Annotated in this window: 17 protein-coding genes; 8 read left to right on the plus strand and 9 right to left on the minus strand. The window is 76.5% G+C overall.

Features of this window, described 5'->3' with window-relative positions; all coding sequences use genetic code 11:
- Positions 1-25 precede the first annotated feature (25 nt).
- Positions 26-964, plus strand: a complete 939-nt coding sequence (locus tag AB4039_RS28510; protein WP_442272148.1) for a trypsin-like serine peptidase — start codon at positions 26-28, stop codon at positions 962-964.
- On the opposite strand, the gene AB4039_RS28515 is transcribed toward AB4039_RS28510, so the two are convergent.
- From AB4039_RS28515 to AB4039_RS28530, 4 genes are read right to left on the minus strand one after another with little or no spacing between them, the layout of a single operon-like run.
- Positions 965-1,348 carry a VOC family protein gene (locus AB4039_RS28515; protein ID WP_266843391.1) on the minus strand — a complete coding sequence of 128 codons (384 nt, stop codon included), beginning with the start codon at positions 1,346-1,348 and terminating at the stop codon, positions 965-967.
- Positions 1,349-1,394: 46 nt separating this feature from the next.
- Entirely contained in the window at positions 1,395-2,039 is a 645-nt protein-coding gene (locus AB4039_RS28520) for a response regulator transcription factor (RefSeq protein WP_266843390.1), read from the minus strand.
- Positions 2,003-3,268 (minus strand): sensor domain-containing protein, encoded by a 1,266-nt coding sequence (locus AB4039_RS28525; protein ID WP_266843389.1) that lies wholly within the window; start codon positions 3,266-3,268, stop codon positions 2,003-2,005. The genes AB4039_RS28520 and AB4039_RS28525 overlap by 37 nt, the downstream gene beginning before the upstream one ends.
- Positions 3,265-4,116 carry a CPBP family intramembrane glutamic endopeptidase gene (locus AB4039_RS28530; protein WP_442272149.1) on the minus strand — a complete coding sequence of 284 codons (852 nt, stop codon included), beginning with the start codon at positions 4,114-4,116 and terminating at the stop codon, positions 3,265-3,267. Before AB4039_RS28530 ends, AB4039_RS28525 begins: the two co-directional genes overlap by 4 nt.
- 124 nt (positions 4,117-4,240) lie before the next feature.
- Here AB4039_RS28530 and AB4039_RS28535 point away from each other — a divergent pair, with 124 nt between their 5' ends.
- A complete protein-coding gene (locus AB4039_RS28535) occupies positions 4,241-4,414 on the plus strand; it encodes a hypothetical protein (protein ID WP_266844179.1) in 174 nt (57 codons plus the stop codon).
- A gap of 36 nt (positions 4,415-4,450) precedes the next feature.
- Here the strand turns inward: AB4039_RS28535 and AB4039_RS28540 are convergent, their stop codons facing one another.
- Complete coding sequence (locus AB4039_RS28540) at positions 4,451-5,851, minus strand: FAD-dependent oxidoreductase (protein ID WP_266843387.1); 1,401 nt, start codon at positions 5,849-5,851, stop codon at positions 4,451-4,453.
- A gap of 280 nt (positions 5,852-6,131) precedes the next feature.
- Between AB4039_RS28540 and AB4039_RS28545 the strand changes: the two genes are divergently transcribed.
- On the plus strand, positions 6,132-7,379 hold the full coding sequence (locus AB4039_RS28545) for a helix-turn-helix domain-containing protein (RefSeq protein ID WP_442272150.1): 1,248 nt from the start codon (positions 6,132-6,134) through the stop codon (positions 7,377-7,379).
- Between the two features lie 93 nt (positions 7,380-7,472).
- Positions 7,473-7,796 carry a DUF6415 family natural product biosynthesis protein gene (locus AB4039_RS28550; protein WP_442272151.1) on the plus strand — a complete coding sequence of 108 codons (324 nt, stop codon included), beginning with the start codon at positions 7,473-7,475 and terminating at the stop codon, positions 7,794-7,796.
- A gap of 137 nt (positions 7,797-7,933) precedes the next feature.
- Here the strand turns inward: AB4039_RS28550 and AB4039_RS28555 are convergent, their stop codons facing one another.
- Positions 7,934-8,881 carry an oxidoreductase gene (locus AB4039_RS28555; RefSeq protein WP_266843384.1) on the minus strand — a complete coding sequence of 316 codons (948 nt, stop codon included), beginning with the start codon at positions 8,879-8,881 and terminating at the stop codon, positions 7,934-7,936.
- A 485-nt stretch (positions 8,882-9,366) separates the two neighbouring features.
- On the opposite strand from AB4039_RS28555, the gene cbiE reads away from it, so the two are divergent.
- The 4 genes from cbiE to AB4039_RS28575 all read left to right on the plus strand — a co-directional run bounded on the left by cbiE (position 9,367) and on the right by AB4039_RS28575 (position 12,720).
- Positions 9,367-10,614: a precorrin-6y C5,15-methyltransferase (decarboxylating) subunit CbiE gene (cbiE, locus tag AB4039_RS28560; protein ID WP_266843383.1), complete on the plus strand. Its 1,248-nt coding sequence runs from the start codon at positions 9,367-9,369 to the stop codon at positions 10,612-10,614.
- Positions 10,611-11,360 (plus strand): precorrin-4 C(11)-methyltransferase, encoded by a 750-nt coding sequence (gene cobM / locus AB4039_RS28565; RefSeq protein ID WP_266843382.1) that lies wholly within the window; start codon positions 10,611-10,613, stop codon positions 11,358-11,360. Before cbiE ends, cobM begins: the two co-directional genes overlap by 4 nt.
- Entirely contained in the window at positions 11,350-12,105 is a 756-nt protein-coding gene (locus AB4039_RS28570; protein ID WP_266843381.1) for a cobalt-precorrin-6A reductase, read from the plus strand. Before cobM ends, AB4039_RS28570 begins: the two co-directional genes overlap by 11 nt.
- A gap of 114 nt (positions 12,106-12,219) precedes the next feature.
- Entirely contained in the window at positions 12,220-12,720 is a 501-nt protein-coding gene (locus AB4039_RS28575; protein ID WP_266843380.1) for a hypothetical protein, read from the plus strand.
- Between the two features lie 88 nt (positions 12,721-12,808).
- Here the strand turns inward: AB4039_RS28575 and AB4039_RS28580 are convergent, their stop codons facing one another.
- From AB4039_RS28580 to cobG, 3 genes are read right to left on the minus strand one after another with little or no spacing between them, the layout of a single operon-like run.
- Complete coding sequence (locus tag AB4039_RS28580) at positions 12,809-14,308, minus strand: precorrin-2 C(20)-methyltransferase (RefSeq protein WP_266843379.1); 1,500 nt, start codon at positions 14,306-14,308, stop codon at positions 12,809-12,811.
- Positions 14,305-14,952: a precorrin-8X methylmutase gene (locus tag AB4039_RS28585; protein ID WP_266843378.1), complete on the minus strand. Its 648-nt coding sequence runs from the start codon at positions 14,950-14,952 to the stop codon at positions 14,305-14,307. Before AB4039_RS28585 ends, AB4039_RS28580 begins: the two co-directional genes overlap by 4 nt.
- Positions 14,953-14,956: 4 nt before the next feature.
- A complete protein-coding gene (cobG, locus tag AB4039_RS28590) occupies positions 14,957-16,555 on the minus strand; it encodes a precorrin-3B synthase (RefSeq protein WP_442272152.1) in 1,599 nt (532 codons plus the stop codon).
- Positions 16,556-17,180: the final 625 nt, after the last annotated feature.

Consider the following 17,180-nt stretch of genomic DNA (forward strand, 5'->3'; position numbering starts at 1 on the left):
ACATCCTCGACGGCGGGAGCACCACATGGTCGGCAGCACGGTGAGCCGCAAGGCGGTACGGCTCTGCGTCCTGGCCGGATTCTGCTGCGCGCTCGTCGCCGCGGGCCTGTCCTACCGTTCGGAGCTGCGCGCCCTGCTGGGGCCCGTCGCCGAGGGTGACACGGCGCGCGGCCGCTACGTCCAGGACGAGGCACTGGCCGACGAGGCCGCCGTGTCCGCGCTGGAGCGGCTCACCGAACCGGCCGGAGCCGGGGAGAGCGCCCGTGTCCTCGCGCAGGCCGCGCCGGCCACGCCCCCCTGGCGGCGCTCGGACCCGCTGGAGGCCCGTACCGCGCCGCCCGAGCCGGCGATCGGCGCGCTGTTCTCACCCGGCGAGGACTGGGACTCCGACCACCACTGCTCGGCGAGCGTGGTCCACTCCCCCGGCGGGGACCTCATCGCGACCGCCGCGCACTGCGTGTACGCGGGCGGCTTCCGCACCAACCTCGCCTTCGTCCCCGGCTACCAGGACGACACGGCCCCCTACGGCGTGTGGGTGCCCACCCGCGTCTACGTCGACCCCCGCTGGGCCGAGTCCTCCGACCCCGACCACGACGTGGCGTTCCTGCGCGTACGGCGGCCGGGCCATCCGGGCCTGCGGCTGGAGGACGTCACGGGGGCGCAGACCATCCGCTTCCGGCCCCCGCTGCCCGTGCCGGCCCGCCTGGTGGGCTACCCCAACGACACCGAGCAGCCGCTGGCGTGCTCCAACACCGCCGTGGCCGACGGCCCCACGCAGCTGCGGCTGGACTGCGCGGACGTGCCGAACGGCACCAGCGGCGGCCCCGTCCTGACCGGCGGRCACACGCTGATCGGGGTGATCGGCGGTCGCGACGGGGGCGGGGACGAGGAGACCTCGTACAGCACCTACTTCGGGGACGACGTCCGCGCCCTGTACGAGCGCGCCGTCGGCGAGGCCCTGTAGTCAGGAGTCCGCGGGGGCCCGGTCCCACTCGCCGCGCAGGACGCAGAACTCGTTGCCCTCGGGGTCGGCGAGGACCGCCCAGCCCGTACCGTCGGGATGGCGGTGGTCGGCGACGAAGGCGGCGCCGAGGCCCAGCAGCCGGTCCACCTCCCCATCGCGCGAGGTCTCGGGGCGCAGGCACAGGTGGAGCCGGTTCTTGACCGTCTTGGGCTCGGGCACCTGGTTGAAGTACAGCACCGGGCCCTGCGCCGGCGTCACCTGGACCTCCCGGGAGCCGGGACCGTCCCCCGGGTCCAGCGGACCACCCGTCACACCGCTCCAGAACCGGGCCAGTTCATAAGCATCCGCACAGTCGATCGCCACGTTCTGCACTACCGAAACCATGCGCCCCAGCCTTGCCGATCCCCGCGCCGGACGCCACCCGGCCCGGCTACCGGCGCAGGTACGCGAGGACGGCCAGGACCCGGCGGTTGTCCTCGGTGGACGGGGCGATGCCGAGTTTGGCGAAGATGCTCGCGGTGTGCTTGGCGACCGCGCTCTCGCTGAAGTGGAGGGCCGCCGCGACGGCGGTGTTCGAGCGGCCCTCCGCCATCAGTTCCAGGACGTCGCGTTCCCGTGGGGTGAGGGCGGAGATGGTGCCCCGGGCGTCGCCGCGCGACAGCAGCCGGCCGATCACCTTCGGGTCCAGGACGGTGCCGCCCGCGGCGACGCGCCGTACGGCGTCGACGAACTGGCCGGTGTCGGTGACCCGGTCCTTGAGGAGGTAGCCCACGCCCCCGTCGTCGCTCGCCAGGAGCTCGTTCGCGTAGAGCTGGTCGACGTACTGGGACAGGACGAGGACGGGCAGCCCGCGATGGTGGCGGCGGGCTTCGAGGGCGGCCTGGAGGCCCTCGTCGGTGAAGGTCGGCGGCAGGCGTACGTCGACGACCGCGACGTCCGGCTTCTCCTCCAGCAGGGCGCGCAGCAGCGAGGGGCCGTTGTCGACGGCGGCGACGACGTCGAAGCCGTGCTCCCGGAGCGTGCGGACCAGGGCGTCCCTCAGGAGGAAGAGGTCTTCGGCAAGGACGACGCGCACGGGATCTCCAGGGTCACTGTGGTCGGTCCGCCCGGCGGGCTGTGCAGGGCGAGGCTCCCGTCGAAGGTAGCCAATCGGGCCCGGACGCCGAGCAGTCCGGTCCCCCGGGCGGGATCCGCCCCGCCGCGCCCGTCGTCGGTGACGGTGACGCGCAGCCGCCCCTCGCCATGGGCGAGGACGATGTCGACGCGGTAGCCGCCGGAGTGTTTCGCCGCGTTGGCCAGCAGCTCGTTGACCGCGAAGTAGGCGGCTGATTCGACCGCGGCCGGCAGCCGTCCCGCCAGGCGGACCTCGACGTGCACGTCGAGGAAGCTGTCGAGGGCCAGCGAGCGCACGGCATCGCCCAGGCCCCGGTCGGTGAGGATCGGCGGCTGGATGCCCCGGACCAGGTCGCGCAGGTCCTCCAGGGCCCGTGCGGACAGTTCGCGCGCCTCCAGCAGCGCGGCGCGGGCGGCCGGCGGATCGTGCAGCAGGCGCGTCGCGCCGTCGAGGCGCATCCCGAGCGCGACGAGCCGGGCCTGGGCCCCGTCGTGCAGGTCCCGTTCGATGCGCCGGAGCTCGTCCGCCCGGCCGTCCAGCGCGACGGCCCGGGTGTCCGTCAACTGCTCGATGCGGCGGACGAGTTCGGTGGTGCGGGGCGCGGCGAGGAGCAGCCGGCTCCAGCGCGCGTGCAGGCGCAGCACCGCGGGGGCCAGGAGGAGACCGGCGGCCGTGAGGGCGAGGCCCAGGAGCAGCGCCGCGAGCATGCCGGCGGTGCTGTGCACGGGGACGAACGCGTACCAGTTGCCGTCGCCCAGCAGCCGCCACACGAACGGCTGGACGAACGCCCCGAACGCCCCGTACACGAGGAGCGACGGGGGCACGGCGAGCAGCGGGCCGCCGGCCAGGGGCTCCAGCCACGCCCAGCCCAGGTCGCGCCAGAACCCGGCGTCGGCCAGGACCGCGCGGGCCCCCGTCGTCCGCGGGAGCGGGGCGGGCGGGCTGACCGGCACCCCCGACCAGCGCGCGGCCCGCTCCCGGGCCCGGTCGGCGCACCGGCGCAGCACGGCCGCGGCGGGCGGCAGCAGCCGGTGGCCGATTCCGACGGGCAGCAACAGCAGCGCGCCGACGACGGCCGGTCCCACGCAGGCCACCACCGCCAGGCCGAGCAGTCCGGCCAGGTGGCAGCGGCCGACGGCGGTCAGGGCGTGGAGGGTCCCCGCGCGGGAGCGGGCGGCGATCGAACTCATTTCCCGTGCAGGGTAGTCGGCGCGGGCGCGGCCTCCGACGCGGGCGCCGGGGCCGCCGCCGACGCGGGCACGGGGGCCGCCGCCGACGCGCGCCGCCGCACCCACGCCAGGGCCACCGCGAGGCAGGAGAGCCCGAAGCAGAGCATCGGCGTGACCGCCCCCGACTCCTCGTCCATGCAGAGGAGCAGTCCGAGGTTGACGAGCGTGTGGAAGCCGCCCGCGAGCAGCAGCCGGTACGGACCGCCCGTACGGTCGAGGGCCACGCCCAGGACGACCGACATGGCCACGGTGGCGACGAGGAAGCCCGCGGCGTAGGCCGGGGCCTGCGCGAAGACCGGTACGTGCCAGGCACCCCACACCACGCCCACCGTCACCGACGAGGCGAGGATCCCGAACCGGGTCCGCAGCAGCGGCTGGAGGAAGCAGCGCCAGCCGATCTCCTCTCCGCACGCCCCCACCAGTTGTGCCGCCGCGATCAGGGCGAAGGGGTGGTGCAGGGCGCCCGGCGGAGTGAAGCCGACGCCCCCGCGGAGCGTCCCGTACGCGCCCACGGTGAGCGCGACGATCAAGGCGGCCGACCCGAGGAGGGCCACCGCCCGCCCGCCGCCCCCGCGCCGGCCTCCGCCCCGCAGCAGTTCGCGGGTCCGCCGCCACCGGTACAGGGCGGTCGCGCCCACCCCCGCGGCCGGCCCGAACTGGGTCAGCTGCACCACCTCGGTGGGCACGCCGGTGGCCGGCTGCACCGCCCCCAGCACCCCGGCCGCCACGAAGGCCACCGCGGTGAACACCCCCGCCGCACCCCACGTCCCGCCGCGCCCCACCCGTTCCACGCCGTGCACCCCCGCCATGACCGTCCCGCCCGTCCGTCCGTTTCCCGACGGGTACGACGATGCCGGGCACGGCGGCCCCGGACACTGCACCCGACACCCGGGCGGGGGTGCACCCAGGTCCACCCCGGACCGGGTTCGTTCGTTGGACCGGATCACGGTGATGTGGTGCGCCTTCCAGGGAGCGCCCGACATCGTGCGGGTGCACGGCCGGGGCGCGCCCGTCTTCCGTGACGACCCGCGCTTGAAGGAACTGCTCGCCCAGAGCCTCGACGGCCTGCCCGGACTCCCCCTGCCGCTGCCGCCCGGCGACTTCTGAGCGACCGCCGCTCCGCCGCCGCCCGCACCCCCGCCTCTAGGTCGTGCCGGGTGACGGGTGATGGGGTGGGTAGGCCGGGGCCTGCGGGGACGTGGGAAGGCGCCACTTGGACAGGACGCGGAGCACGGTCCACGGGCTGAGCAGGGTGGTGGGCGGCTCCGTCAGCGAGAGGACTCCGAAGAAGGGCGCCGAGAGCTCGGGGTCGGTGTTCGCTCCGACCATCACCCGGGACATGTAGTGCTGGAGGACCCGGGTGGCGCGGTCGGGCGGCGGGCCCTCGGTGCCGGGGTAGCGCAGGTCCTCGCTGGTGGCGATCTGCCAGGCGACGGAGGCCGCCGTGGCGGTGCGCCGCTGGAGTTCGCGGGACGCGGCCGGGATCCGGTCCGCCGCCAGCCCGGCGAGGGCCTCGCGCAGGGCCTCCGCCCCCAGGGCGGCCACGGTCATCCCGTGCCCGTACACCGGGTTGAAGCGGCAGCCCGCGTCCCCGGTCACCAGGAGGCCGTCGGGCAGCCGCTCCAGGCGCTCGTAGTGCCGCCATTCGTTGGCGGTGCCGCGGAAACCGGCGGGCTCGGACAGCGGCTCCGCGTCGCGGACGGCGTCGTACAGGGCGGGGCTGCGCAGGCCGCGGGCGAACTCCAGGAATCCGGGGTCCTTGGTGGGCGGGGCGTGTTCGCCGTTGCCGATGAGGGTGACCAGCCAGCGGTCGCCGTCCACCGGCACGAGGACGCCGCCGCGCGGGCTGTCCGGGCGGCCCTGCACGTACATGCCCTGCCAGCGGCGCGCCGGGTCCGGCGGGATCCGGTAGGTGCGGCTGGAGTAGCCGAGGTGGGAGTCGTAGCGGGTGACGGCCGGGGCGGGGAGGCCCAGGGCGGCCAGCCAGGCCGGGGTCTTGGACGTGCGGCCGGTGGCGTCGACGACGAGCCCGGCGCGTACGGGGCCGTCCTCGCGCAGGGTCACCCCGGCGACGGAGCGGCCGTCGGCCCCGGCGACGAGCCCGGTGGCCAGGCGGCCCGTACGCACCTGGATCCGCGGGTCGCGCAACACGGCCCGGCGCAGCGTCCACTCGGTCAGCTCCCGGCTGGCGAGCAGCACCCGGGTACCGGGCAGCGGCCCGAACCAGTCGGCGGGGCTCAGCCAGAGGAAGTCGCGGGGCGAGTCCAGCAGGGCGGCCCCGCCCGCCGTCAGCTCCCCGGTGATCCCGGGCAGCAGCCGCTCCATCGCCTCCAGCCCCCGCGCCCACAGCACGTGCGCGTGCCGGGACTGCGGGACGCCGGGCCGGAACTCCGGTCCTTCGCCGGGAAGTTCGTCCCGCTCCACGACGGTGACCCGCGCGAACCGCTCCGCGAGCACCCGCGCCGTCAGCAGACCGGCCAGGCCCGCGCCGAGCACGACCGCGTGGTCGCGGCCTTCTGAGTGGTTGTCCGGGGTGTCGTCCATGGTGCGAGTGTCCGGCGGCCCCAACCCTCGCGGTGAGCCCCCGGCCGGGGCGGACGGAGGCACGCCGGGGGCGGACGGAGGCACGGCAGCGCGAACGGACGCCGTCCGGGGCCGTCGCCAACACCGGCCGGGGGTCCGGCGGTACGACCTCCCCCGAGGCGCCTGGTGCCCTCTCTCCGGCCCACGGGCCGCGGAAGAGGTGCTTCGTCCGGACCACACGGAAAAGGCCCTGCCCCCTACCCTGGCAGGGACGAGCTGCAAGGAGAGGGGCAAGGCCGCCATGTCTACCGATGCTACCCCGGACCCGTACCGCGACCCGCTGGTGCTCGGCCAGAGAATGCAGATCCTCCGCACCCGCAGAGGTCTCACCCGCGACCAACTCGGCGGCCTCGTCGGCCGATCCGGGTCCTGGGTGAAGGCCGTCGAGACGGGTCGGCTGAAGACGCCGACGCTGCCGGTGATCCTGCGGATCGCCGAGGTACTCCGCGTCCGGGACCTGTCCGACCTCACGGGGGACCAGTCCATGCGGGTCAACCTGTTCACCGGCCCCGGCCACCCGCGGTTCGCCGCGGTCCGCGAGGCCCTCAACTCGCTCCGGCTCGGCGGTGGCGACCGCGGTGCTCCGTCCGCCGCGCACCTCTCGGCCCGCCTGTCGAGGGCGTGGCAGGCCCGGCACGCCGCGCCGAACCACCGCGACGTCATCGGCGCGTTGCTGCCGGACCTGATCCGGGACGCACAGTCCGCGGTCAGGGCCGCCGCGACGATCGCCGACCGCAAGGCCGCCCAGGCCCGGTTGGCGGAGACCTACTTCCTGGCCCAGTTCTTCTGCGCCTACCAGCCCGATGCACCGCTGGTCTGGCGCGTCGCGGAACGCGGCATGACGGCCGCGCAGGACTCCGAGGACCCACACGCCATCGGCCTCGCCGCATGGCTGACCACCCAGGCACACCGCGAGAACGCGCACTTGGACGCCGCGGACGCCGTCACCCTGGAAACCCTCCGGCACCTGGAGCCCCTCCTGCCCGACGCCGGCACGGACGTCCGCGCGGTCGCCGGGGCCCTGACCGTCGAGGCCGGGCTGACGGCGGCGCGCCGCGGGCAGACGGGTACGGCGTGGCGGTACTGGGACGACGCCCGCGCCCTCGCCGAATCCCTGCCCACCGGCTACTTCCACCCGGTCACGTCGTTCTCGCGCGCGGTCATCGGCGCGCACGCGGTGACCGTGGCCGTGGAACTGCATGCCGGTGGGGAGTCGGCGCGGCAGGCCGCCCGCGCGGAGGCCGAGGCGATCCCGTCCCGGCCGCGCCGGGCCCGGCACCGGATCGAGCAGGCCCGCGCGTACCACCTCGACGCCCAGCCCGACGTGGCCCTGGCCACGCTGGAACAGGCCCACGAAGCGGCGCCGGAGACCGTCCGGTACAACGGGCACGCCCGCCGGATCATCCTGGAGGAGGCCGAAGCCAAATCCCCCCGGCGCCGACGACGGGCCTCCGAGCTGGCCACCCGTCTCGGCATGCTGACCGCGTGACGTGACGGAGGGGGCACGATCCGTGCCCCTGCCGTCACGCAGTGGCCCCTACCGTCGTCCCACCACACGCCGACGACGGGTAGGAGCACCCGCATGAATCCTGGCGGTTCGGACATCCAGCGGCTCATCGGGCGGGCACTGGTGCCCTACTCGGACCGGCCGGACGCCGAGGCCGTGGCCCGGCTCGTCGACGACCTGATCACCGGCGGGGAGGCGCTGCGCGCCGAGGTGGCCGCGATCCACGGCGAGCGGCGGACCGAGCGCGCCGGATCCGCCCTGGCCGAGTGGACGTACTTCGTCGACGCCGGCCCGACGGGACGGGGCGACCACGCGAACTGGAACCACGCGCGCGCCCTGGCCCGCATCCTGCGCAACCTCGCCTCGGCCCTGGGCGAGCAGCCGAGCAGGGCCCGGTGACCGAGCGCGTACGGCAAATGCTCCACGTCGTCATCGCGCTCGGGATGCTCGCCGTCATCGTCATCGGCACCTGCCCGCGCCCCGCGCCGGCGGACGGGCAGCAGGTCCGGGCGCGGGTGAGCCGGCCCCCCGTGCCGTCAGCGCGGCAGCGACGCGTACGAGACCCCCGTGAGCTTCTCGGAGGCGGCCCAGAGCCGTTCGCCCGCCGCGTCGTCGAGGGTGCGGCCCGCCCGCCAGGACGGCGCGGGCGCGCCGCGCCAGCCCAGCCGGGGGCCGAAGAACGCGTCCTGGCCGACGCCGGGCGCGGTGGCCGCGTAGAGGGTGGGCAGGGCGCCCGAGGCGGCGGGCTGGGCGAGCAAGCCGTTGCCGAGGGCCATGACGCGGGAGGCGAGCGTGCGGCCCTCCTGGGCGGAGGCCCCGGCGTGCAGGTTGGTGTTGGCGTAGCCGGGGTGCGCCGCAGCGGCGGTGACCGTGGCACCGGCGGCGGTGAAACGCCGGGCGAGTTCGTGGGTGAAGAGCAGGTTGGCCGACTTGGAACGGCCGTAGGCGATCCAGCGGCGGTAGCCGTCCGCGCCCCGGGCGGGATCGGGGTCGAGGTCCTCGGGGCGTACGTCGCCGAGCACGTGGAAACCGCTGGAGACGTTGACGATCCGGGCGCCGGGGCCGGCCGCCCGCAGCCTCGGCAGCAGCAGTCCGGTCAGGGCGAAGTGCCCGAGGTGGTTCACGCCGAACTGCGTCTCGAACCCGTCGGTGGTCCGCCCGTACGGCAGCGCCATCACCCCGGCGTTGTTGACCAGCAGGTCCAGGCGGGGCCGGCGCTGCCCGAAGGCCCGCGCGAACTCCCGTACGGAGGACAGGTCGGCCAGGTCCAGCGGGGCGAACTCCACCTCGGCGCCGGGCACTTCGCCGCGCAGCCGGATCACCGCCGCCCGCCCGCGCGCGGCGCTGCGGCAGGCCAGGGTCACGGCCGCACCGTGGCGCGCGAGCTCGCGGGCGGTGACGTAGCCGATGCCGCTGTTTGCCCCGGTCACGACGGCGGTCCGGCCGCTCTGGTCGGGGATGTGCGTGGCGTTCCAGCCGGTCACGGCGGCTCCCTGGGCACGGATGCGCGGTCTTGGACGGTCACCGCCACCCTACTCAGCGCCCGCCCCCGCCCCTCAGGACCCCCGCCCTCCCTGGGCCGGGGCGGGGGCCCTGCCCGGATCCCGCCCCGGGGCCGGGGGCCGGCCAGGGCGGGGGCCGGCCAAGCCGGGGGGCGGGGGCCAGGGCCAAGCCAGGGGGGCGGGGGCAAGGCCGGGGGCCAGGGACATGCGGGGGAGCCAGGGACAAACCGGGGGCCGGGGCCAAGCCGGGGCCCAGGGACAAACCGGGGGCCGGGGCCAAGCCGGGGCCCAGGGCCAAGCCGGGGGCCGGGGCCAAGCCGGGGGGCCAGGGAGAAGCCGGGGCCAGAGGCCCCCGCGGTGCCGCTCCCGCCCAGGTCACCCTGCCACCGGGGGCCCGGCGGAGCCACCGGTAAGCTGCGGAGCCGTCCCTCGCGTTCCCCCTTCTCCCGCCCCCGAGGTACCTCTCCGTGAGCTCCGCAGCACCTCCCCTCCCCGTGACGGTGGTCGGCCTCGGCGCCGACGGCTGGGCCGGGCTCACCGCCGGCGCGCGTTCCGCGCTGGCCTCGGCCGAGGTGCTGATCGGCGGGCCCCGACAGCTGGACCTGCTGCCGCCCGACCCCTGCGCCGGGCTGCGGGTGGCCTGGCCGAGCCCGCTGCGCCCGGCCGTGCCGAAGCTGATGGCCGAGCACGCGGGGCGCCGGATCGCGGTACTGGCCAGCGGCGACCCGATGTTCTACGGGATCGGCCGCGCGCTCTGCGAGGAACTGGGCCCGGACGCCCTGCGGATCCACCCCCACCCCTCCTCCGTGTCCTACGCGTGCGCCCGCCTGGGCTGGCCGGTCGAGGACACCGAGGTGGTGACGGTGGTCGGCCGCCCGGTGGCCCGGCTCACGGCCGCGCTGCACGAGGGCCGGCGGGTCCTGGTGCTCAGCGCCGGTGCCGGCAGCCCCGGCGAGATCGCCGCCCTGCTGCGCGGGCGCGGCTTCGGCCCGAGCCGGATGCGGGTGCTGGAACAGCTGGGTTCCGAGGACGAGGACGCGTACGAGGGCGTCGCGGAGCACTGGGACCGGCCGCCGGGCGCCCCCCTGAACGTGGTCGCCGTCGAGTGCCGCCGCGACCGCACCCATCCGGCTCCCCGACTCGGCGCGACCCCCGGCCTGCCCGACGCCGCGTACGAGCACGACGGGCAGCTCACCAAGCGGCACGTGCGCGCCGCGACGCTGTGCGCGCTGGCCCCGGCCCCCGGCGAGCTCCTCTGGGACATCGGCGGCGGCTCCGGGTCCATCGGCATCGAGTGGATGCGGACGCACCCGTCCTGCCGGGCGGTGGCGGTGGAACGCGTACCGGAGCGGGCCACGCGCATCACCCGTAACGCGGACGCGCTCGGCGTGCCCGGACTGCGCGTGGTGGTCGGCGCCGCCCCGGCGGCCCTGGAGGGACTCCCGGCCCCCGACGCGGTGTTCATCGGCGGCGGGCTGACCGCGCCCGGACTGCTGGACGCGGCCTGGGCGGCACTGGCCCCCGGCGGCCGGCTGGTGGTCAACACGGTCACCCTGGAGTCGGAGGCGGTGCTCGCGGAGCGCTACCGGCGCCACGGCGGCGACCTGGTGAAGCTGGCCGTCTCGCACGCCGTGCCGGTCGGCGGCTTCACGGGCTGGCGGCAGGCGATGGCGGTCACCCAATGGTCGGTTACCAAGGAGAAGGATCAGACATGACCGTGTACTTCATCGGAGCGGGCCCCGGCGCCGCCGACCTGATCACGGTGCGCGGTGCGCGGACCCTGGCCGCCGCCCCCGTCTGCCTGTACGCGGGCAGCCTCGTCCCGCGCGAGCTGCTCGCCGAGTGCCCGCCGGACGCCCGCCTGGTCGACACGGCGCAGCTGAACCTGGACCAGATCGTCGCCGAGTGCGTACGCGCCCACGAGGCGGGCCTGGACGTGGCGCGGCTGCACTCCGGGGACCCGTCGGTCTTCAGCGCGGTGGCCGAGCAGATGCGGCGCCTCGACGCGGCCGGGATCCCGTACGAGGTGGTCCCGGGCGTCCCGGCCTTCGCCGCGGCGGCGGCCGCCCTCAAGCGGGAGCTGACGGTGCCCACCGTCGGCCAGACGGTGATCCTGACCCGGATCGCCCAGCAGGCCACGCCGATGCCGCCCGGCGAGGACCTGGCCACGCTCGGCCGCAGCGGGGCCCTGCTGGTGCTGCACCTGGCCACCCGGTACGTCGACCGGGTGGTGGAGGAGCTGCTGCCGCACTACGGCGCCGAGTGCCCGGTGGCGGTGGTCGCGATGGCCAGCCGCCCCGACGAGCTGATCCTGCGCGGCACCCTGGCCGACATCGCGCCGCGGGTGAAGGAGGCGGGGCTGGTGCGCACCGCCGTCATCATCGTGGGCCGCACGCTGGGCGCGGAGCAGTTCCCGGACAGCCACCTGTACTCCCCCGAGCGCGACCGGCATGTCTGCTGACCGTTCCCGGGCGCACGTCCTGATCCTGGGCGGCACGACGGAGGCCCGCCGGCTCGCGGAGGCGCTGGAGCACCACCCCGCGTACCGGGTGACGACCTCGCTGGCGGGCCGGGTCGCCGCGCCGGTGCTGCCGCCGGGCGAGACCCGGATCGGCGGGTTCGGCGGTATCGCCGGGCTGGCCGGCTGGATCGTGGGCCACGACGTCACCCACGTCGTGGACGCCACGCACCCCTTCGCGGAGCGGATGAGCTTCCACGCCAGCGAGGCCGAGGCGCTCACGGGCGTGCCGCTGCTGGCGCTGCGCCGCCCCGGCTGGACCCCTGGTCCGGGCGACGCCTGGACGTTCGCGGACTCCCTCGCCGGGGCGGCCGCGCTGCTGCCGGAACTGGAGGCCCGCCGGGTGTTCCTGACGACGGGACGGATGGGCCTGCACACCTTCGCGCACCTCACCGGGCCCTGGTTCCTGGTGCGCTCGGTGGATCCTCCGGCCGGACCGGTGCCGCCGCGCCTCGAAGTGCTCCTGGAGCGGGGTCCGTTCACGCTGGAGGACGAGCGGGAGCTGCTCGCCCGGCACCGTATCGACCTGTTGGTCACCAAGGACAGCGGCGGGTCCGCGACGGCCCCCAAGCTCACCGCCGCCCGGGAGGCCGGGATCCCGGTCCTCGTCGTACGCCGCCCCGCGGTCCCGCGGGGGGTCGCCGAGGCCGCGTCGGTGGAGGCGGCCCTGCGCTGGCTCGACACGTAGGGCCCGGCCGCGGGCGGTGCGGCCCGGCGGGGTGGCCGGCGGGACCGAAGTCCCTGGTGAAACGGGCTCTTCCGGCCGGTCCCGGCCTGCCGCCGCACCCTCTAGGCTGAGGGAATGCGGATACGTCACTCCCTCGTCCTGATCCTGGCCGTCACGGCGCTCGTCACCGGATGCGGCGAGAAAGCGGCCCCCAGAGCATGGGCGCCCGACGACGCCCTGCAGCGTGCCGACGAGAGCCTCGGCAAGGGGGCCGGGGAGGGCCGGGTGACGGCGCGGGGCACCGGGTTCCTGCGCTCCGGGCTGGAGAAGACCCTGGAGACCGGCGGGGAGCGCCCGTACCGCTTCGACATCGCCTGCGACAGCGAGGAGGAGACGCACGTCACCCTCGCACTGTCCCGGGAGGGCGGGCACGGCGACCGCACCTTCGACGTGGCGTGCTCCGCCGGGGAGGTCACCCGGCTCAACCTCCCGGCGGGCGCCCCGCTGACCGCGCAGATCGAACCGAAGCCGCAGGACGACTCGCCGCCGGTCGGGGTGCTGTCGTGGCAGCTGCTCACCCTGGACCCCGAGGCCGTCCAGGGCTGCGCCGACGCCCTGGCGGGCTGCGCGGGCTGACCCGCGCGGGCCTTCCGCTCCCCTCCCCCGGGCGCGGGACCCCGCCGGGGCCCCCGCGCCCCGCGCCCGGGGGTTCAGGCGGGCACGGTCACGCGTAGCGGCGCGGGGTCCAGGTCACCCGGGAGCCGTCGGGCCGCTCGGTCACCCGGGTCTGCGAGGAGCCGATCAGCAGGATCGTGCGCATGTCCACCTCGGCCGGCTCCAGCGCGTCCAGGGTGAGGATCCGCACCGACTGCTCCGGGCCGCCCACGTCCCGCGCGACGACCACCGGGGTCTGCGGCGAACGCAGCTCCAGCAGCAGCTCCTTGGCCTGCGCCACCTGCCAGGTCCGGCTGCGCGAGCCCGGGTTGTACAGGGCGAGCACCAGGTCGGCGGCGGCCGCGGCGCGCAGCCGCTCCGCGATGACCTCCCACGGCTTGAGCCGGTCGGACAGCGAGATGGTGGCGTAGTCGTGGCCGAGGGGGGCGCCCGCCGCGGCGGCCGCCGCGTTGGCCGCGGTCACGCCCGGCAGCACCCGTACGGGCACGGCCGCGTACTCGGGCTGGCCGGCGACCTCCAGGACGGCGGTGGCCATGGCGAAGACGCCGGGGTCCCCGCCGGAGACCACGACGACCCGCTTGCCGCGCCGGGCGAGGTCGAGGGCGAACTCGGCCCGCTCGGACTCCACCTTGTTGTCGGAGCCGTGCCGCACCTGGCCCGGCTTGACCGGCACCCGGTCCAGGTAGGTGGTGTACCCGACGAGGACCTCGGCGTCGGCCAGTGCCCGCCGGGTCTCGGCGGTCAGCCACAGCGGTCCGGCGGGCCCGGTGCCGACGACGGCGACCTCCCCGGGGCCGGACGGCACGCTGCCCGGGTTGCCGATCCGGCTGGGCACGACGGCCACGGCGAAGTACGGCACGGTGTCCGGGTCGGTGTCGGCGAGGACGCCGGTGCGCTCGCCCTCCATCGTGGCCCGTTCCACGTAACGGGCCTCGGGCAGCCGCCCGCTGGCCTCCATCGCCCGGCGCACGCCGGGGAAGGTGCGGCCGAGCTTCATGACGACGGCGGAGTCGGTGGCGGCGAGGCGCGCGGTGAGCTCCTCCTCCGGCAGGGTGCCGGGCAGGATCGTCAGCACCTCCTCGCCCTCGACGAGCGGGGTGCCGAGCCGGGCCGCGGCGGCGCTCACGGAGGTGACGCCGGGGATCACCTCGGCTTCGTACCGGTCCGCGAGCCGCTTGTGCATGTGCATGTACGAGCCGTAGAAGAGCGGGTCCCCCTCGGCGAGCACGGCCACGGTGCGGCCCGCGTCCAGATGCGCGGCGAGGCGGGCGGCGGAGGCCTCGTAGAACTCCTCCATCGCGCCCTGGTAGCCGCCGGGGTGGTCGGTGGTCTCGGTGGTGACCGGGTAGACCAGCGGCTCCTCGACGTGGTCGGAGCGCAGGTGCTTCGCGGCGATCGAACGGGCGATGGAACGGCCGTGGCGGGCGCTGTGGTAGGCGATGACGTCCGCCTCGGCGATCACCTCGGCGGCCCGCAGGGTCATCAGGGAGGGGTCGCCGGGGCCGAGTCCGACGCCGTACAGCTTGCCCGGGGTGGCGCTGGTGCTCATTCTTCCTCGCTCGCGATCGCGTTGACGGCGGCGGCCGCGATGGCGCTGCCGCCGCGCCGGCCCCGCACGATCAGGTGGTCGAGGCCCGAGGCGTGGGCGGCGAGGGCGTCCTTGGACTCGGCGGCGCCGATGAAGCCGACGGGCACGCCGATCACGGCGGCCGGGCGCGGGGCGCCCTCCTCGATCATCTCCAGCAGCCGGAACAGCGCGGTGGGCGCGTTGCCGACGGCGATCACGGAGCCCTCCAACAGGCCCCGGTCGCGCCAGACTTCGAGGGCGGCGGCGCTGCGCGTGGTGCCCATCTTCGCGGCGAGTTCCGGCACGGCCGGGTCGGAGAGGGTGCAGATCACCTCGTTGTCGGCGGGCAGCCGCTTGCGGGTGACCCCGCTCGCCACCATCTGCACGTCGCACAGGATCGGCGCGCCCGCGGCCAGCGCGGCGCGCGCCCGGAGCACGACCTCGGGGGTGTAGCCGAGGTCCTGGGGCAGGTCCGTCATCCCGCAGGCGTGAATCATGCGCACCGCGACCTGGGCGACGGAGGCGGGCAGCCCGGAGAGGTCCGCCTCGGCGCGGATCGTGGCAAAGGACTGGCGGTAGATCGCGGCGCCGTCCTTCTCGTACTCGAACACGGTGTACTCGCTCATTTCTTCACAGCGACGGTGATGGGGTGGTGCTGCGGGCGGCCGTGAGGGCCGCCGCCAGGTCTGCGTGCGCGGCCGGGGCGGCGGGCCGCCCGGGCGCGGAGATCTCGTACCCGTCCGGAGTGGCGACCAGGTCCACCCAGGCGGTGCCCCTCGGGTGCCCGCAGCGCCGCTCGCATCCGGACCAGTGCACGGGCAGCGGGCCGGCCGTCCGCGCGGCGAGGGCCCGCGCGTCGGCGCGTACGTCGGCCCGGGACTTGGCGCAACCGGGCCGCCCGGTGCAGGCGGTGACGGACCGTCGGGGATCGCCGGGCGCGGTGACGAGCCCGGCCGCGGCGAGGGCGTCGAGCGCGGGGCCCGCCGTACGGTGCGTCAGGCCGGGGACGACGACCCCGCGCCAGGGGGTCAGCCGCATCCGGCCGCTGAGCCCGGCCAGCAGCCGCCACTGGGCGGCGGTCAGCCGCCCGAGGGGTGCGAGCACGGACAGCGCGGCAGCGCCCCCCGGTCCGGACACGATCCCGGGGGCGGGCCCGTCGGCGGCGCGGGGGGTGTGGGCGTGGGACCGGCTCTCGGCGGCTGTGCGGGGCGCGGGAGTGCTGGGGCCGGCCTCGGCGTCGACGGGGCGGGACGCGGGGGTGCCGGGCCCGGCCTCGGCGTCGGCCCGGGGGGTGCGGGACCGGCTCCCGTCGGCGGCGTCGGGCGCGGGGGTGCCGGGCCGATGGCCGTCGGCGGCGTCGGGCGCGGAGGTGCCAGGCCGATGCCCGTCGGCGGGGCGGGACGCGGGAGTACAGGACCGATGCCCGTCGGCGGCRTCGGGCGCGGGAGTACCGGGCCCGGGCCCCGTGTCCAGCCGGGGTGCGGGGACGCCGGCCACTCGCCCCGGAATCCCGGCGGCAGCCAGCCGCTCGCTCAACGCCCGTACGTCCAGGGCGTGTTCGGCGGGCAGCTCGGTCACCCGCCAGGCCCGGGTCCCGGCGCGCGCGACGGCGTCGAGGAAGAGGTTCGCGGCGACCAGGGCGGCCCGGGGGGCGTCACCGGCCGCCACCAGGACGCCTTCCGGGGAACCGGCGGTCCACACCAGGGCACCGTCCCCGCACGCGGTCAGCGTCACGTCACCGGCGAGGGGGGCCACGTCGCCGCGCCCGTCGTCGAGGGCGAACAGGAACCGGCCCGACAGCCGGGCCGCGCCCGGATCCGCGCACAACAGCCGGTCCAGCAGCGGCACCCAGCCGGAGACGTCGGGCAGCCCGGACGCGTCGAGTCCGCTCAGCGGTGACGCGACGACGTTGCGGACCCGCTCGTGGGAGGGGGCGGGGAGCAGCCCGGCCCGGTCCAGCAGCTCCGCCAGCTCCCCGCCGCAGCTCTCGCCGAGGCCGCGCAACTGCGCGTTGCCGCGCGAGGTGAGGTCGAGGTGGCCGTCGCCGAGCCGTTCGGCGGCGTCGGCCAGCAGCAGGGCGGCGGGTCCGTCGAGGAGTCCGCCGGGGATCCGGATGCGCGCCAGGAACCCGTCGTCGGCCGCGTGCAGGCGCAGCGCGCCGGGGCAGGCGTCACCGCGTTCCCGTATGACGGGTTCGTCCCGCGATGCGGCGGAAGGGGGCTGGGGCATGGCCGCGAGCATACCCACGATTGCCCGCCCCCGACCTGTGTCCGTCGCCACCCCTCCCACCCCGGCCCGGCACCCGGAACCGGTCTCCGTCCCTCCGGGGTTCGGGGCACGGGGCACGGCCCCGGAGATCCGGAAGACACCCCGCGGCCCCGGAACCCCTGCGCCGACACGCCACCCTCGCCCACCCGGCGGGGCGACGGGGTGACGGGGCGTGGAGTGCCGGGGTGGCGGGGCGGAGTGCCGGGGTGCCAGGGCGGCACGGCGGAGTGCCGGGGCGGCGGCGGGTAGGCGAGGGTGGCAGCGCGGCGGGGCGGTGGCGGGTGCCTGGGCGGCGAGGCGGCGGGTGCCGGGGCGGAGCCCAACCGGTCTCCGTCCCGGCCGGGGTGCGGGGCGCGGGGCGCCCCCCAGGCGATCCGGAAGGCACCCGACGGGCCGGAACCCCGGCACCCGCACGACACCCTCGACGCCCCGACACCCCCAGGGACCGGCGGGACGACGGGGCGGCAGGCCACGGACCGGCGGGGCGGAGGGGCGGAGGGGCGACGGCCGAACGGCTACGAGGGGCCGACGGGCCACGGGGCCACAGGCCGACGGGCCGACGGGCGGCGGGCCGACGGGCCGACGG

This window comes from Streptomyces sp. M-16 (genome assembly GCF_052114405.1).
Taxonomy (GTDB): Bacteria; Actinomycetota; Actinomycetes; order Streptomycetales; family Streptomycetaceae; genus Streptomyces.

Bases quoted from the DNA above. Each gene is read 5' to 3' on its own strand.
- AB4039_RS28585 (WP_266843378.1), bottom strand. From the start codon at position 14,952: ATGAGCGAGTACACCGTGTTCGAGTACGAGAAGGACGGCGCCGCGATC.
- AB4039_RS28580 (WP_266843379.1), bottom strand. From the start codon at position 14,308: ATGAGCACCAGCGCCACCCCGGGCAAGCTGTACGGCGTCGGACTCGGC.
- AB4039_RS28525 (WP_266843389.1), bottom strand. From the start codon at position 3,268: ATGAGTTCGATCGCCGCCCGCTCCCGCGCGGGGACCCTCCACGCCCTG.
- AB4039_RS28570 (WP_266843381.1), top strand. From the start codon at position 11,350: ATGTCTGCTGACCGTTCCCGGGCGCACGTCCTGATCCTGGGCGGCACG.
- AB4039_RS28540 (WP_266843387.1), bottom strand. From the start codon at position 5,851: ATGGACGACACCCCGGACAACCACTCAGAAGGCCGCGACCACGCGGTC.
- AB4039_RS28575 (WP_266843380.1), top strand. From the start codon at position 12,220: ATGCGGATACGTCACTCCCTCGTCCTGATCCTGGCCGTCACGGCGCTC.
- AB4039_RS28550 (WP_442272151.1), top strand. From the start codon at position 7,473: ATGAATCCTGGCGGTTCGGACATCCAGCGGCTCATCGGGCGGGCACTG.
- AB4039_RS28545 (WP_442272150.1), top strand. From the start codon at position 6,132: ATGTCTACCGATGCTACCCCGGACCCGTACCGCGACCCGCTGGTGCTC.
- AB4039_RS28530 (WP_442272149.1), bottom strand. From the start codon at position 4,116: ATGGCGGGGGTGCACGGCGTGGAACGGGTGGGGCGCGGCGGGACGTGG.
- AB4039_RS28515 (WP_266843391.1), bottom strand. From the start codon at position 1,348: ATGGTTTCGGTAGTGCAGAACGTGGCGATCGACTGTGCGGATGCTTAT.
- cobM (WP_266843382.1), top strand. From the start codon at position 10,611: ATGACCGTGTACTTCATCGGAGCGGGCCCCGGCGCCGCCGACCTGATC.